Annotated in this window: 14 protein-coding genes; 4 read left to right on the forward strand and 10 right to left on the reverse strand. The window is 63.1% G+C overall.

Translation table 11 applies throughout. From position 1 onward, the window contains the following. Positions 1-47: 47 nt before the first annotated feature. Entirely contained in the window at positions 48-1,265 is a 1,218-nt protein-coding gene (locus tag V7S54_RS12965) for an argininosuccinate synthase (RefSeq protein WP_065374071.1), read from the reverse strand. A 166-nt stretch (positions 1,266-1,431) separates the two neighbouring features. Here V7S54_RS12965 and V7S54_RS12970 point away from each other — a divergent pair, with 166 nt between their 5' ends. Next, a complete protein-coding gene (locus tag V7S54_RS12970; protein WP_065374072.1) occupies positions 1,432-2,073 on the forward strand; it encodes a LysE family translocator in 642 nt (213 codons plus the stop codon). Between the two features lie 268 nt (positions 2,074-2,341). Here the strand turns inward: V7S54_RS12970 and V7S54_RS12975 are convergent, their stop codons facing one another. The 7 genes from V7S54_RS12975 to V7S54_RS13005 form a co-directional block, all read right to left on the reverse strand. Beyond that, positions 2,342-3,136: an ABC transporter ATP-binding protein gene (locus tag V7S54_RS12975; protein WP_065374073.1), complete on the reverse strand. Its 795-nt coding sequence runs from the start codon at positions 3,134-3,136 to the stop codon at positions 2,342-2,344. Further along, entirely contained in the window at positions 3,133-4,011 is an 879-nt protein-coding gene (locus tag V7S54_RS12980) for an ABC transporter permease (protein WP_057254900.1), read from the reverse strand. Before V7S54_RS12980 ends, V7S54_RS12975 begins: the two co-directional genes overlap by 4 nt. A 219-nt stretch (positions 4,012-4,230) precedes the next feature. Next, a complete protein-coding gene (locus V7S54_RS12985; RefSeq protein WP_065374074.1) occupies positions 4,231-5,184 on the reverse strand; it encodes an ABC transporter substrate-binding protein in 954 nt (317 codons plus the stop codon). A 143-nt stretch (positions 5,185-5,327) separates the two neighbouring features. After that, the gene (rlmN, locus tag V7S54_RS12990) at positions 5,328-6,563 is read right to left on the reverse strand and encodes a 23S rRNA (adenine(2503)-C(2))-methyltransferase RlmN (protein ID WP_057254902.1); all 1,236 of its coding nucleotides are present in this window, start codon (positions 6,561-6,563) and stop codon (positions 5,328-5,330) included. A gap of 282 nt (positions 6,564-6,845) precedes the next feature. Further along, positions 6,846-7,349, reverse strand: a complete 504-nt coding sequence (locus V7S54_RS12995) for an invasion associated locus B family protein (RefSeq protein WP_065374232.1) — start codon at positions 7,347-7,349, stop codon at positions 6,846-6,848. A 397-nt stretch (positions 7,350-7,746) separates the two neighbouring features. Then, entirely contained in the window at positions 7,747-8,124 is a 378-nt protein-coding gene (locus V7S54_RS13000; protein WP_057254903.1) for a YkvA family protein, read from the reverse strand. 104 nt (positions 8,125-8,228) lie between these two features. Further along, on the reverse strand, positions 8,229-8,546 hold the full coding sequence (locus V7S54_RS13005) for a 4a-hydroxytetrahydrobiopterin dehydratase (RefSeq protein ID WP_065374075.1): 318 nt from the start codon (positions 8,544-8,546) through the stop codon (positions 8,229-8,231). Positions 8,547-8,635: 89 nt separating this feature from the next. Here V7S54_RS13005 and V7S54_RS13010 point away from each other — a divergent pair, with 89 nt between their 5' ends. Further along, complete coding sequence (locus tag V7S54_RS13010; RefSeq protein ID WP_065374076.1) at positions 8,636-9,112, forward strand: low molecular weight protein-tyrosine-phosphatase; 477 nt, start codon at positions 8,636-8,638, stop codon at positions 9,110-9,112. On the opposite strand, the gene thpR is transcribed toward V7S54_RS13010, so the two are convergent. Both thpR and V7S54_RS13020 read right to left on the reverse strand, forming a co-directional pair. Further along, positions 9,049-9,639, reverse strand: a complete 591-nt coding sequence (gene thpR, locus V7S54_RS13015) for an RNA 2',3'-cyclic phosphodiesterase (protein WP_065374077.1) — start codon at positions 9,637-9,639, stop codon at positions 9,049-9,051. The genes V7S54_RS13010 and thpR overlap by 64 nt on opposite strands. A 114-nt stretch (positions 9,640-9,753) precedes the next feature. Continuing rightward, a complete protein-coding gene (locus V7S54_RS13020; RefSeq protein ID WP_065374078.1) occupies positions 9,754-10,395 on the reverse strand; it encodes an arylesterase in 642 nt (213 codons plus the stop codon). A 65-nt stretch (positions 10,396-10,460) separates the two neighbouring features. On the opposite strand from V7S54_RS13020, the gene V7S54_RS13025 reads away from it, so the two are divergent. Together V7S54_RS13025 and V7S54_RS13030 are read left to right on the forward strand one after the other, a co-directional pair. Next, positions 10,461-11,186, forward strand: a complete 726-nt coding sequence (locus tag V7S54_RS13025) for an ABC transporter ATP-binding protein (protein ID WP_065374233.1) — start codon at positions 10,461-10,463, stop codon at positions 11,184-11,186. Further along, entirely contained in the window at positions 11,183-13,735 is a 2,553-nt protein-coding gene (locus V7S54_RS13030) for an ABC transporter permease (protein WP_065374079.1), read from the forward strand. Before V7S54_RS13025 ends, V7S54_RS13030 begins: the two co-directional genes overlap by 4 nt. The last annotated feature ends 116 nt before the right edge of the window (positions 13,736-13,851 follow it).

The raw sequence follows: 13,851 nt of genomic DNA on the forward strand, positions 1-13,851 counted from the left end.
CTCCGCGAACTGGTCGCGGAGGCTTTTGCTTTTGGTGAATGCAGGTCTTAGCGGTTGCGCGCAGCCAGCGTGCGCAGGCGCAGCGCGTTGAGCTTGATGAAGCCGGCGGCATCCTTCTGGTCGTAGGCGCCCTGGTCGTCCTCGAAGGTGACGAGCTTGTCGGAATAGAGCGACTTCGGGCTTTCGCGGCCGATGGTCATGACGTTGCCCTTGTAGAGCTTCAGCGTCACTTCGCCTTCGACATGCTCCTGGCTCTTGTCGATCGCTGCCTGCAGCATTTCGCGCTCCGGCGAGAACCAGAAGCCGTAATAGATCAGCTCGGCGTAACGCGGCATCAGCTCGTCCTTGAGGTGAGCAGCACCCCGGTCGAGCGTGATCGATTCGATCGCGCGGTGCGCGGCAAGCAGGATCGTGCCGCCGGGGGTCTCATAGACGCCGCGCGACTTCATGCCAACGAAGCGGTTTTCGACGAGGTCGAGACGGCCGATGCCGTTGTCACGGCCGTAGTCGTTGAGTTTGGCGAGCAGCGTCGCCGGCGACAGGCGCACGCCGTTGATCGAGACGGCGTCACCGCGCTCGAATCCGATCTTGATGACGGTTGCCTGGTCCGGCGCGGCCTCCGGCGAGATCGTGCGCATATGCACGTATTCCGGGGCTTCCTGGGCCGGATCCTCGAGAACCTTGCCCTCGGACGAGGAGTGCAAGAGGTTGGCGTCGACCGAGAACGGCGCCTCGCCCTTCTTGTCCTTGGCAACCGGGATCTGGTGCTTCTCGGCGAATTCGAGCAGGTCGGTGCGGCTCTTGAACGACCAGTCGCGCCACGGAGCGATGATCTTGATGTCGGGGTTCAGAGCATAGGCCGAAAGCTCGAAGCGAACCTGGTCGTTGCCCTTGCCGGTGGCGCCATGGGCGATGGCGTCGGCGCCGGTCTTCTTGGCGATGTCGATCAGGTGCTTGGAAATCAGCGGTCGGGCGATCGAGGTGCCGAGCAGGTAGACGCCTTCATAGACCGCATTGGCGCGGAACATCGGGAAGACGAAATCCTTGACGAACTCCTCTCGGACGTCCTCGATATAGATCTCCTTGATGCCGAGCATTTCGGCCTTCTTGCGCGCCGGCTCGAGCTCTTCGCCCTGGCCGAGGTCGGCGGTGAAGGTGACGACTTCCGCGCCGAGTTCGGTCTGCAGCCACTTCAGGATGATCGAGGTGTCGAGACCGCCCGAATAGGCGAGAACGACCTTTTTCACGTCTTTATGCGATGCCATGGTTTCCGTCCGTCTGGTCTTGGGGAGGGCGGCGATGCCGCGTGCAAATCTGCGGCACTTTAGCCAGAACCTGCGGCGATACAAGCGCTAGAACGGCGGATGTCGCGAATCCGCTGGCAAAAGCGCGGGCGCGGGATTACTGGAGGCAGCTATACGGAGACCGATGATGGACTTCATTCCCAGCCTGCCAACCCTCGCCACCTTCGCCGCCGCAACGCTGCTTCTGGCGGCGACGCCCGGCCCGGACATGACGCTTTCGATCAGCCGCGCGCTGGCGCAGGGCAAGAAGGCGGCACTCTTCGTCGTGCTCGGCACCAGCTTCGGCATCGTCGTGCATACGCTGCTCGTCGCCTTCGGCATTTCGGCGCTGATCACCGCTTCGCCCACCGCCTTCACCATCCTCAAGGCCGGTGGCGCCGCCTATCTTCTGTGGCTTGCGGTGCAGGCGATCCGCTTTGGCTCGAGCATCTCCGTTCAGAAGATCGAGGTCACGGAGGGCACGGCGCTTGCCAACATTTCGGCCGGCTTCTGGGTGAACCTGCTCAATCCCAAGGTCATCATCTTCTTCATGACCTTCCTGCCGCAATTCGTCAGCGCCGACGACCCCTCGGTTACCGGCAAGCTCCTGTTCCTTGGCCTGCTGTTCATCCTGATCGGCATGCCGGTCAACATGCTGGTGGTGTTCACCGCCGATTGGCTGGCCTCCTGGCTGCAGCGCAACAGGGGCGTGATGCGGGCGCTCGATTACAGCTTCGCTGGGGTCTTCTCGGTCTTCGCAGTGAAGATCTTCATGACGACGGCGCGGTAAGGCGCGCGCCGGAGGGATCTGCCCCTCATCTGCCTGCCGGCATCTTCTCCCCGCTTGCGGGGAGAAGAACGCACGACGCACCGTTCGGCGCATATGGCGTCCTGTTGGAGCCGCTTCAAAGTGTGGAATGGTTCATTGCCTGCAATCTAAGCCGTCGGCCGAAGAGGGGCTGCGTGATCACCGCTTGTCTCTCTCCCCGTCCTTACGGGGAGAAGATGCCGGCAGGCAGATGAGGGGCAGGCTGTGACCGCGAGACAGGCCGACCGGATCAGCCGATCAGCAGCGCGTCGTCGTCGAGTGTCTGGCCGCGGATGCGGCGGAACATGGCGATCAGGTCCTCGACCTGCAATTCCTTGCGGCTGTCGCCGGCGACGTCGAGTACGATCTCGCCGCCGTGCAGCATGATGGTGCGGTGGCCGTAATCGAGCGCCTGGCGCATCGAATGGGTGACCATCATCGTCGTCAGCTTGCGCTCCGAGACGATCTTCTGGGTGAGGTTCATCACGAACTCGGCCATGCCCGGGTCGAGTGCCGCCGTGTGCTCATCGAGCAGCAGCACTTCGGAACCCGCGAGCGTCGCCATGACCAGCGAGACCGCCTGACGCTGGCCGCCGGAGAGCAGATCCATGCGGTCGCCCATGCGGTTTTCGAGGCCGAGATTGAGCTCGGCGATGCGCCCGCGGAAATGCTCACGGCGCTTGGGGCCGAGTGCTGCGACAAGACCGCGCGCCTCGCCGCGCTTGGCGGCAAGCGCCAGGTTTTCCTCGATCGACAGGGCGCCGCAACTCCCCGTCAGCGGATCCTGGAAGACGCGGGCGACGAGGCCGGCACGGGCGGCGGTGCCCTTGCGGCTGACATCGGTCTTCCCGATCATCACCTGGCCTTCGCTCGGTAGCACGTCGCCGGCGAGCACGCCGAGCAACGTCGACTTGCCGGCGCCGTTGGAGCCGATGACGGTGACGAAGGAGCCTTGTTCGATCGTCAGGTCGACGCCGTTCAGCGCCTGCTTCTGCAGCGGGGTTCCCTTGCCGAAGATGACCTGGATGTTGTTGACGCTGATCATGCCGCACCTCCACGACGCAGGCGGGGAAGGACGAGGGCGAAGGTGACGAGCGCGGCGGTGACGAAGTTAAGGTCGGAGGCCTGCAGCCCGAGCATGTCGGTCGACAGCGCCAGCTGGATGGCGATGCGGTAGAGGATCGAGCCGAGCACGCAGCCGATCAGTGCGATCAGGATGCCGCGCGCGCCGAGCAGCGTCTCGCCGATAATGACGGCGGCAAGGCCGACGACGATGGTGCCGACGCCCGAGGTGACATCGGCGAAACCGTTGGTCTGGGCAAAGAGCGCACCGCCGAAGGCGACGAGCGCATTGGAGATCGCCATGCCGAGATAGATCTGGCGGTTGGTGTCGACGCCTTGGGCACGGGCCATGCGCGCATTGGCGCCGGTGGCGCGCATCGCGAGACCGGCATCGCTCTCAAGGAAGCGCCAGACGACGATGACGGCGATGACGACGAGCACGCCGATGAACAGCGGCCGGACGTAGAAATCACGAAGACCGAGACCGTAGAAGGGCGACAGCATCGTGTCGGCATTGATCAGCGCGACGTTCGGCTTGCCCATCACGCGAAGGTTGACCGAGAACAGCGCGATCATCGTCAGGATCGAGGCGAGCAGGTTGAGGATCTTGAAGCGCACGTTGAGCATCGCCGTGACGATGCCGGCGGCAGCCCCCGCGACCATCGCCACGCACGCGGCAAGCCATGGGTTGACGCCGGCAATGATCAGCACGGCGGTGACGGCGGCGCCCAGCGGAAACGATCCGTCGACGGTCAGGTCGGGGAAATCGAGTACCCGGAATGCAAGAAAGACGCCGACGGCGACAAAGGCGTAGACCAGCCCCAGTTCCACGGCTCCCCAGAAAGCGATTAGACTCAACCCCAGACCCTCTTTTCTACGTGTCGCGCGTGGTTGTCCTCATGGGCGCGACGCTCCCGCCTGGCACATGGGGCCATCTGTGGCCGGGCGCATGTGCGGCTTAGAACTTTGGAGCGGCCCCTCAATCCCAAGGATGCAGGCCCCTCATAGCGAACCGCCCCCGTATGGAACGGAGGCGGGCAAAACGCAACAAACTTGAACCTGAAAAGGCCGAAAGCCTTATTCAACGACGCGCGTTGCGCGCTTTACGACACTTTCCGGAAGGGTGACGCCCATTTTCTCGGCGGCCTTCTTGTTGATCACCAGGTCGGAACCGGCGGCGACCTTGACGGCGATGTCGCCCGGGTTTTCGCCCTTAAGGATGCGCACAACCACGTCGCCGGTCTGCTTGCCGACGTCGTGGTAGTTGAAGCCGAGGGCTGCGAGCGAGCCGCGGGCAACCGAATCCGTGTCGGCGGTGAAGAGCGGCAGCTTGGCTTCTTCAGCCACAGCCACGGCGCCTTCAAGTGCGGAAATGATCGTGTTGTCGGTCGGAACGTAGATCGCGTCGGCGCGGCCGACGAGGGCGCGGGCAGCACCCTGGACTTCGGCCGACTTGGTGGCGGCGGATTCGACGACGGTCAGGCCGGCCTTTTCGGCTTCGGTCTTCAGCACGGCGAGCAACGAAACGGAGTTGGCTTCACCGGAATTGTAGAGGTAGCCGATCGACTTGGCGTTCGGCAGGATTTCCTTGATCAGCGCGACGTGTTCGGCAACCGGCGACATGTCGGAGAGGCCGGTGACGTTGCCGCCGGGCTTATCCATGTCCTTGACGAGCTGCGCGCCGAGCGGATCGGAAACGGCGGTGAAGACAACCGGAATGTCGCGGGTCGAGGAGACGACGGCCTGGGCCGACGGCGTCGAGATCGGCACGATCACATTCGGTGCCTCACCGGCGAACTGGCGGGCGATCTGGGCGGCGGTTGCCGGGTTGCCCTGCGCCGACTCGTAGATGAACTTGAGGTTCTCGCCTTCCTTGTAGCCGGCGGCGGCCAGCGCATCCTTCACGCCGTCGCGGGCGGCATCGAGCGCCGGATGCTCGACGATCGCGGTCACGGCGACGGTCACCTCATCGGCGCGGGCGGGCAGGGTGAATGCCACCGTAGCGGCAAGGGCGATGAGAAGTGAGCGCATGGGTTGTCCTCCAATTGATTTCCCGCTTTCTTAGGAAACCGGTGACATGAAATCAATCGATAGGAACTGCATCACCCATCAAAGTTCTTCATCGATCCCGGAGAGCCGGGATCGGCAAACCGCCGCGGGGTGGGCGGTTCGTCTCAGTCCTCGCCGTGATTGGCGATCATCATTGCCTCGAAGGCGAGGCGGTCGACCTTACGCATGCGCTCGGATTCCGACTTCAGCTGGCCACAGGCGGCGAGAATGTCGCGACCGCGCGGCGTGCGGATCGGAGAGGCATAACCGGCCTGGTTGATGAAGTCAGCAAACTTCTCGATGTGTTCCCAGTCGGAGCACTGGTAGTTGGTGCCAGGCCACGGGTTGAAGGGGATGAGGTTGATCTTCGCCGGTACCCCCTTCAGGAGCTTCACCAGTTGCTTGGCGTCTTCGAGGCTGTCGTTGACGTCCTTCAGCATCACATATTCGAAGGTGATGCGGCGGGCGTTGGAAAGCCCCGGATAGGCGCGGCAGGCGTCCATCAGTTCCTTCAGCGGGTACTTCTTGTTGATCGGCACCAGCATGTCGCGCAGGTCGTCGCGCACCGCATGCAGCGAGATCGCCAGCATGACGCCGATCTCTTCGCCGGTGCGGTAGATTTCCGGCACGATGCCGGAGGTCGAGAGCGTGATGCGGCGCTTGGAGAGCGACAGGCCCTCGCCGTCAGACGCGATCAGCAGTGCGGTCTTGACGTGTTCGAAATTGTAGAGCGGCTCGCCCATGCCCATCATCACGATGTTGGTGATCTTGCGGCCCTCGGCGGGCACGATCGCGCCCTGTGGCGTGTCGCGCTCCGGGAAATCGCCGAGCCGGTCGCGGGCAAGCAGCAGCTGCGCCAGGATTTCTTCGGCCGTCAGATTGCGCACCAGCTTCTGCGTGCCGGTGTGACAGAAGGAACAGGTGAGTGTGCAGCCGACCTGGCTCGAAATGCAGAGCGTGCCGCGGCCTTCTTCGGGGATGTAAACGGTCTCGATCTCGACCGGGCGGCCGGCGCCGCGGGCCGGGAAGCGCAGGAGCCACTTGCGGGTGCCGTCGCCGGAGATCTGTTCCTCGACGATCTCGGGCCGGGCAATGGTGAAATGCTGCTTCAGCATCTCGCGCATGTCCTTGGACACGTTCGTCATGTGGTCGAAGTCGGAGACGCCGCGCACGTAGAGCCAGTGCCAGAGCTGGCTGACGCGCATCTTGACCTGGCGCTCCGGCACGCCCTTTTCGACGAGGGCCTTGGCCATGTCCTCGCGCAGGAGGCCGATCAGCGACGGCTTCTCCGCTTCAGGCGCTGCGCGCACCTGCGGTGCCCTAGCGATCTCCACCCGGTTCAGAATTTCAGTGGCTGCCATGCTCGTGATGTCCTGTCGTACAGCGTGAGGCCGTCCGGAGAGCGGGTCCGGAATTCGTCCTGATGCGCGAATTGAAATCGGTCGAGCCATCGAAAGCGGCCAATCAGGGCGCGGAGGCTCTCAAGTTGCGCGGGCTTTAGCATTGTTTTGGCCAGGAGTCACGAGGCAGACCCTTTGAACGCAATAGGCCGGCTTCGCAGCCGGCCCAATGCCTGGTTCTTCGCCATGGCTTTCACGCCTGTTGTGCCGCAAGACCGCTGCACACTGCGTGACATGCCTGGCTTACTTGCAGGCTTCGATCTGCTTCAGCGCAGCCGAGATGCCCGAGAGCGAATAGGAGTAGGACGTGGCCGTGCCCTTGCGCGACTTGGCGTTGACCGACATGGCCTTGCCGGTCTTCATCGCGGCGACGAGTGCCGGTTCTTCGGCCGCGTTTTCCACCCAGGCGGAGTTGCCCTTGGTAAACATCACGAAGGTGCGGCCGTCGATGACGACGTTGACCTTGGAGTTTTCCTGAAGGGCGTAGCCCATCATCGCCTGCGGCTCATAGCTGATGTTCTGGCCCGGGCGCTGGGATACGAGGAAGAAGATGTCGCCGTGGTCGACGCCGGCCGGGCTCTTTTCCTTCGGAACCGAAAGGACGTAGCAGACCTTGCCGCCGCCGGCGCTGTAGGAATAGGCGCCCCAGGCGTTGAACTGCTGGATGCGCGTCGGAGACTGGGCGGCAGCCATGCTGGCGGTCGCCAGAACGAGTGCGATTGCGGTTGCGATCTTTCTTACAAACATGAGGTCCTGCCGCTTTTCTTGCTCTTCGATCACCCGAAACAGGTCAGACGGGCGACGCGTAGTCGTCATTTGATTTGTTTTGACTTAATTCAGGTTACCAAACCGTCAACGAAGGCTGAAAACCGCGGGTTTAGCCCCGAAATGGAGCGGTTTGCCCCATTTGCCCCAGCGCCTTTCACCCGATGATTCGCGGTGAGCGAACCAAGGGTCGATGCCGGATGCGCGTCGCCTCGGAATGCTGTTCCAGAAGGTTTCCTGCCCCAAGCCATTGCATGGCGCCAGCCGCGCCTAAGCGTGCGATCAGCGTCATTTGCAAGTCTATGCCACAAAGATTCGGGCAAGAGTTTGACTTTCGGGCAGGAATGGGGCGCCACAACCTGGCGGCCGGCTTTCAACATCAGCCCTCAGGCGTGTCGGCCAGCGTCTCGTCGGCCTTGGTATAGTGCGTTTCCTTGATCTGGCCGCTGATGGCGGCGAAGGCCGCGGTCAGCACCGCCACGTCGTCGGAAAAACCGACCACTGCCAGCACGTCGGGCAGGAAGTCGAGCGGCAGGACGAAATAAGCGAGCGCGGCCAGCAGGATGCCGCGGGTGCGCGTCGGCGTCTTCGGATCGATAGCGCAGTAATAGGCGGCGACCAGATCGCGGCTGAAGGGGATCTGGCGTGCGGCCCGGCGGAAGGTCGGCCAGAAGCGTCGCTTCACGCGCTTTTCCCTGCGTTCCTGCTCGGATTCTTCGCCAGGCAAGAGAATTTCACCGATCTTGATGTCGTCCATCGTCCCGCTTCCGACGCTCCAGCACTTTGATGCCAGAACATCTTATCCGCTCTCCGCGTGAAAGCGGGATGCTCTGGCGTTTCTCAATATGGGGATCGGCCGTGCTATTTCAAATGATCCGGCATCCGGCCGGCCGCCGCCTTGTCCATGCGCGCCGCCAATTTGAAGTCGAGTTCTGTCAGCCCACCGGCATCATGGGTGGTCAGGGTCACGTCGACGCGATTGTAGACGTTGAACCATTCGGGATGATGGTTGAATTTTTCGGCGACGATCGCGCACTCGGTCATGAAACCGAAGGCTTCGACGAAATTCTTGAAGCGGAATGCCTTCCAGATCGAGGTGCCGTCTTCGGCTCGCACCCAGCCTTCCATCTTGTGCAGGTTTTCGGCAATCGTCGCTTCGTCGAGCTTTTCCGCAGTCATCGTCTCTCTCCCACACATCGACCTATTCGAAGGCCGAGCTGCCGCGTATAAGTGCGCATCCATCTGCAGTCCTGTCGAATTTGAATAGCATGAAACCGGTCAGAGTTCTTTTCGTTTGTCTCGGCAATATCTGCCGGTCGCCGCTGGCCGAAGGCGTGCTGCGATCGTTGGCCGAGCAACAGGGATTAGCACCGGCGCTGCAGGTGGATTCGGCCGGAACTGGTGCCTGGCACATCGGCGATCCGCCCGACAGCCGCTCGATCCAGGCGGCGCGGCGGCACGGGATCGATATCTCTGCGCTGCGCGGGCGCCAGGTCGGATCGGAGGATTTCCGGGATTTCGACCTGATCCTCGGCATGGACGAAAACAATGTCCGCACGCTCAAGCGGTTGGCGCCCGCCAATGCGGCCGAGAAGGTGCATCTCTTCCTCGACTATGCGTCCGGCCGCAATCAGGATGTCCCGGATCCCTATTACGAAGGACCGGAAGCCTTCGAGGCGCTCTACCAGACGCTCGAGGCCGGATGCTCGTCGTTGCTCGAAAGGCTCGGCGACCGCGCCTCGTGAAGCGGGAAGACCTCTTCCGTTAGGTAAGGTCCGCCGCCAACCGAATCGCGCGATGACAGAAGCACGAAGCGTGACACGGCAAAGGCCGAGGTCATGAAGTTGCCGCGCCCGGAAAGGTACTCGACGACATCCTCGACGCGGCTGGAGCGCAGCCTGGCGAGCGTCACATGCGGGGTGAACTTGCGCGGATCCGGCTGCAAACCGAGCCGCTGGCAGATGCGTTCGATCTCCGCCTGCAGCGCATACATTTCCGGATGATTGCTGACACCGGCCCAGACCGAATGCGGCTTCTTCGAGCCGAAGGCGCCGGTGCCGGTCAGCTGCAGCTGGAACTCCGGTCTTTCGATCCGGTCAAGCTTGTCGATGATCTCGTCTGCGGTGCGCCAGTCGACGTCACCGATAAAGCGCAAGGTGATGTGGTAGTTCTCCACATCTATCCAGCGAGCTCCGGGAAGTCCTCCGCGCAGCAACGAAAGACTCATTGCTGCATTGCGCGGAATTTCGAGGGCGGTGAATAGTCTCGGCATGGCGAGCTCCCCGAATCTCTTGCAGATGTCTCAGCGAATCACGCATCGAGTCTGCACGCAACTAGTATTTGACACTTACGAATATTAACGTTCCCTTAACTGTGGACGATGTCATCACTCCTTCTTATTCAGCGTTGCCAGAAAGCGTTCGACGACGGGCAGTGCCTTCTCGACCATTACGCCGACGCCGTCGCCATTGGGATGCATGCCGTCTTCCAGCTTGAGCTTCGCCTCGGTCACCACGCCGTCGAGGAAGAACGGGTAGAGTTCCAGCCCATATTTTTTGGCGAGCTCCGGAAAGATCGGGTTGAAGCGGGCGGCATAGTCGGCGCCCATGTTCGGCGGTGCCATCATGCCCGCGAGCAGCACCGGAATACCGCGGTCCTTCAGGCGCGTAATCATCGCCTCGATGTTCTTGCGGGTCTCTTCCGGCGGGATGCCGCGCAACGCGTCGTTGGCGCCAAGTTCGAGGATCACGCCCTTCGTGCCATCGGGCACGGACCAGTCGATGCGGGCAAGGCCGCCGGATGAGGTGTCGCCGGAAACGCCGGCGTTCGCGATCGTCACGTCCAGGCCCTTTTCCTTCAGCGCCTTTTCGAGCCGAGCGGGGAAGGCGTCCTGCGGCGGAAGCTGATAGCCCGCCATCAGGCTGTCGCCGAACCCCACGAGGCTGATTGTCTCGGCGCGTGCTGCCGATGATAACGCAATTGTCATCGTCAGTGCCAAGAAAACCCGTTGAAATCCTTTTAATGCCATGGGCCTGTTCCTAAATCCCGAATGCCGTTTCTGTTCCCCATTTCGTTCATATAGGGTTGTTTCGCTTGGCCAGCACCATCATCGAACTCAAAAACGCGGATCTGACCCTCGGGGAGGCGGCGGCCTCGGTGCACGTGCTGAAGGGCATGAGCCTGACGATCAATGCCGGCGAGTCCGTCGGCATCGTCGGTCCGTCGGGTTCGGGCAAGTCGACGCTGTTGATGGTGCTTGCCGGGCTCGAGCGGCTGGATAGCGGCGAGATCGTGATCGACGGTACGCCGTTGCATCGGCTCGATGAGGACCGGGTGGCTGACTTCCGTGGGCGCAACATCGGCATCGTCTTCCAGTCCTTCCACCTCATCCCCAACATGACCGCGCTCGAAAACGTCGCGGTGCCGCTCGAACTCGCGAATGTTGCCGGCGCCTTCGAGATCGCGCGCAAGGAACTCGTCGCCGTCGGTCTCGGCGAGCGGCTCAGCCACTATCCCGGCCAGCTTTCCGGCGGTGAACAGCAGCGCGTGGCGATCGCTCGCGCCTTGGCGCCTTCGCCGAAACTGCTGATCGCCGACGAGCCGACGGGCAACCTCGACGCCGAAACCGGACGCCAGATCGCCGATCTGCTTTTCGCCGAACAGCATGACCGCGGCATGACACTCGTGCTCGTGACGCATGATGCGGCTCTTGCCGCACGTTGTGTGCGGCAAGTCCGCGTCCGCTCCGGCGAGATCGTCGCCGGCGGCGAGGCGGGGCCGCTTGCGGTGACGCCGCGCCAGGAGGCGGCCTCGGCATGAGCGGCGCGTCATCGGTTCGGCTGCGGCCGCTGCTTGCTCTTCGCCTGGCGCTGCGCGAAATGCGCGGCGGGCTCAGAGGCTTCTACATTTTCCTTGCCTGCATCGCGCTCGGGACCGCGGCGATTGCCGGCGTCAATTCGTTGTCGCAATCGATCACGGCGACGATCGCTATGCAGGGGCAGGAACTGCTTGCCGGCGACATCCGCTTCGAGCTCAACAATCGCGTGGCGACAACGGACGAGCGGGCCTATCTCGACAGTCTCGGAACTGTCGCGGTTTCCGCCGGCTTGCGGTCAATGGCGCGGTTGCCCGACGGATCCAACCAGGCGCTGGTCGAACTGAAGGCGGTCGACGCTGCCTATCCGCTCTACGGTGCACTGGAGAGCGAGCCGAACCGTCCGCTGCATGAGCTGTTGGTGCGCGATGGCGAGACCTTTGGCGCCGTCGTGGCACCGCTGCTGCTCGACCGTCTTGGCGTGCAGGTCGGAGATGAGATCCTTCTCGGCAACGCCAGGATCCGGATCGCCGGCACGATCGTGCGCGAGCCGGACGCCTTGTCCGACGGCTTCGGCTTTGCTCCCCGCCTCATGGTCTCGGCCGAGGCGCTCACCGCCAGCGGCCTGGTGCAGACAGGAAGCCTTGTCGAGCACAGCTACAAGGTAAAGGTCGCCGACCCGGCGCGGCTCGCGGCCATTCGCACCGATGCCGAGAAGCGCTTTCCGGCGGCCGGCTGGTCGATCCGCACCAGTGCCAACGCCGCGCCGTCGTTGACGGCGAACATCACCCGCTTCTCGCAGTTCCTGACGCTTGTCGGCCTGACGGCGCTCATCGTCGGCGGTGTCGGCGTTGCCAACGCGGTGCGCGCCTATCTCGATCAGAAGCGCAGCGTGATCGCCACCTTCAAATGCCTGGGCGCTCCTGCTTCACTGGTGGCGATGATCTATCTCGCGCAGATCCTGATGATCGCCTTGATCGGCATCGTGATCGGCCTGTTGCTTGGCATGCTGATCCCCTTTATCGCCGCGCAGTTCCTGGCCGACCTATTGCCGATCTCGACGGAGTTTCATCTCTATCCGGGCGCGCTCGGTCTTGCTGCGCTCTTCGGCGTGCTGACGGCGCTGACCTTCGCCATCCTGCCACTTGGCCGGGCACGGGCCATTCCGGCAACCGCGCTCTTCCGCCAGCAAGGCTTCGACCCCACCGGCTTTCCGGCATGGCCCTATTTGCTCGGCGCCGTCGCTTGTCTTGCAGCACTCGCGGGGCTCGCGATCTGGACGGCCTACGACCGCTATATTTCGCTCGTGTTCCTGGGCGCGATCGCCTTTGCCTTCATTGTCCTGCGCGTCGTTGCGCTCGCGATCGCCTGGCTCGCGCGCCGCAGCCCGCGGGTCAGCTCGCCGGCCCTCAGGCTGGCGATCGGCAATATCCATCGCCCCGGCGCGCTCACGTCTTCCGTCGTCTTGTCGCTCGGCCTCGGGCTGGCGCTGCTTGTGACGCTGGCTCTGATCGACGGCAATCTGCGCCGCGAGCTTACCGGCAACATGGCGGAGAGGGCGCCGAACTTCTTCTTCGTCGATATCCAGGGCAACGAGATCGAAGGCTTCCGCTCGGTGCTCAACCGAACGATCCCGAAGGGCAAGGTCATCGAGGTGCCGATGCTGCGCGGCCGGATCATTGCCTTCAACGGCGCGGACGTGAACAGCCGCAACGTGCCGCCCGGCGGCCAATGGGTGCTGCGCGGCGACCGCGGCATCACCTATGCCAAGAACAAGCCGGAGAACTCGACGCTTTCAGCGGGCACGTGGTGGCCGACCGACTATAGCGGCGAGCCCCTGGTTTCCTTCTCGGCGGAAGAGGCCGGCGAACTCGGCCTGAAGATCGGCGATACCGTGACCGTCAACGTGCTTGGCCGCAACATCACCGCCAAGATCGCCAATTTCCGCAACGTCGAGTGGGAATCGCTTTCGATCAACTTCGTCATGGTGTTTTCGCCGAACACCTTTGCCGGTGCGCCGCATGCATGGCTGGCAACGGTCATCGATCCGGCAGCGACGCCGGAAGAGGAGGCGGCGGTGCTGAAGGCCGTCACCAACGCCTATCCGACGATCACCAGCGTGCGTGTGAAGGATGCTCTCGACATCGTGAACGGGCTGCTTGGACAGTTAGCAACGGCCATCCGGGCGGCGGCCGCGGTGGCGCTCGTCGCCTCCGTCCTGGTGCTTGCCGGTGCGCTCGCCGCCGGCAACCGGGCGCGCGTCCATGATGCCGTGGTGCTGAAAACGCTGGGTGCGACGCGCGCGACCCTCATCCGGGCATTCAGCTACGAATATGCCATTCTCGGCCTCGCAACCGCGGTTTTCGCGCTGTTTGCCGGCGGAGTTGCCGCCTGGTTCGTCGTCAGCCGCATCATGACGCTGCCGTCAAGCTTCCTGCCGGATGTCGCCATCCTGACGGTTGTAGGAGCGCTGGTGATGACCGTCGGCATCGGTCTTGCCGGTACCTGGCGTATTCTCGGCCAGAAGGCGGCGCCGGTCCTGCGAGAGCTTTGAGCGGTGAAGTTAACCGTAAATCCCCGTCGCGCTTGCCGGAAACGGCCGGATCCGTTCGAATCCAGCGGTTTCGGGTCTTGTACGCAACGGGTTTCGGCATCATATTTATCCACAGG

Source organism: Ensifer sp. CCNWLY38 (genome assembly GCF_037120565.1).
Lineage (GTDB): Bacteria > Pseudomonadota > Alphaproteobacteria > Rhizobiales > Rhizobiaceae > Ensifer > Ensifer adhaerens_H.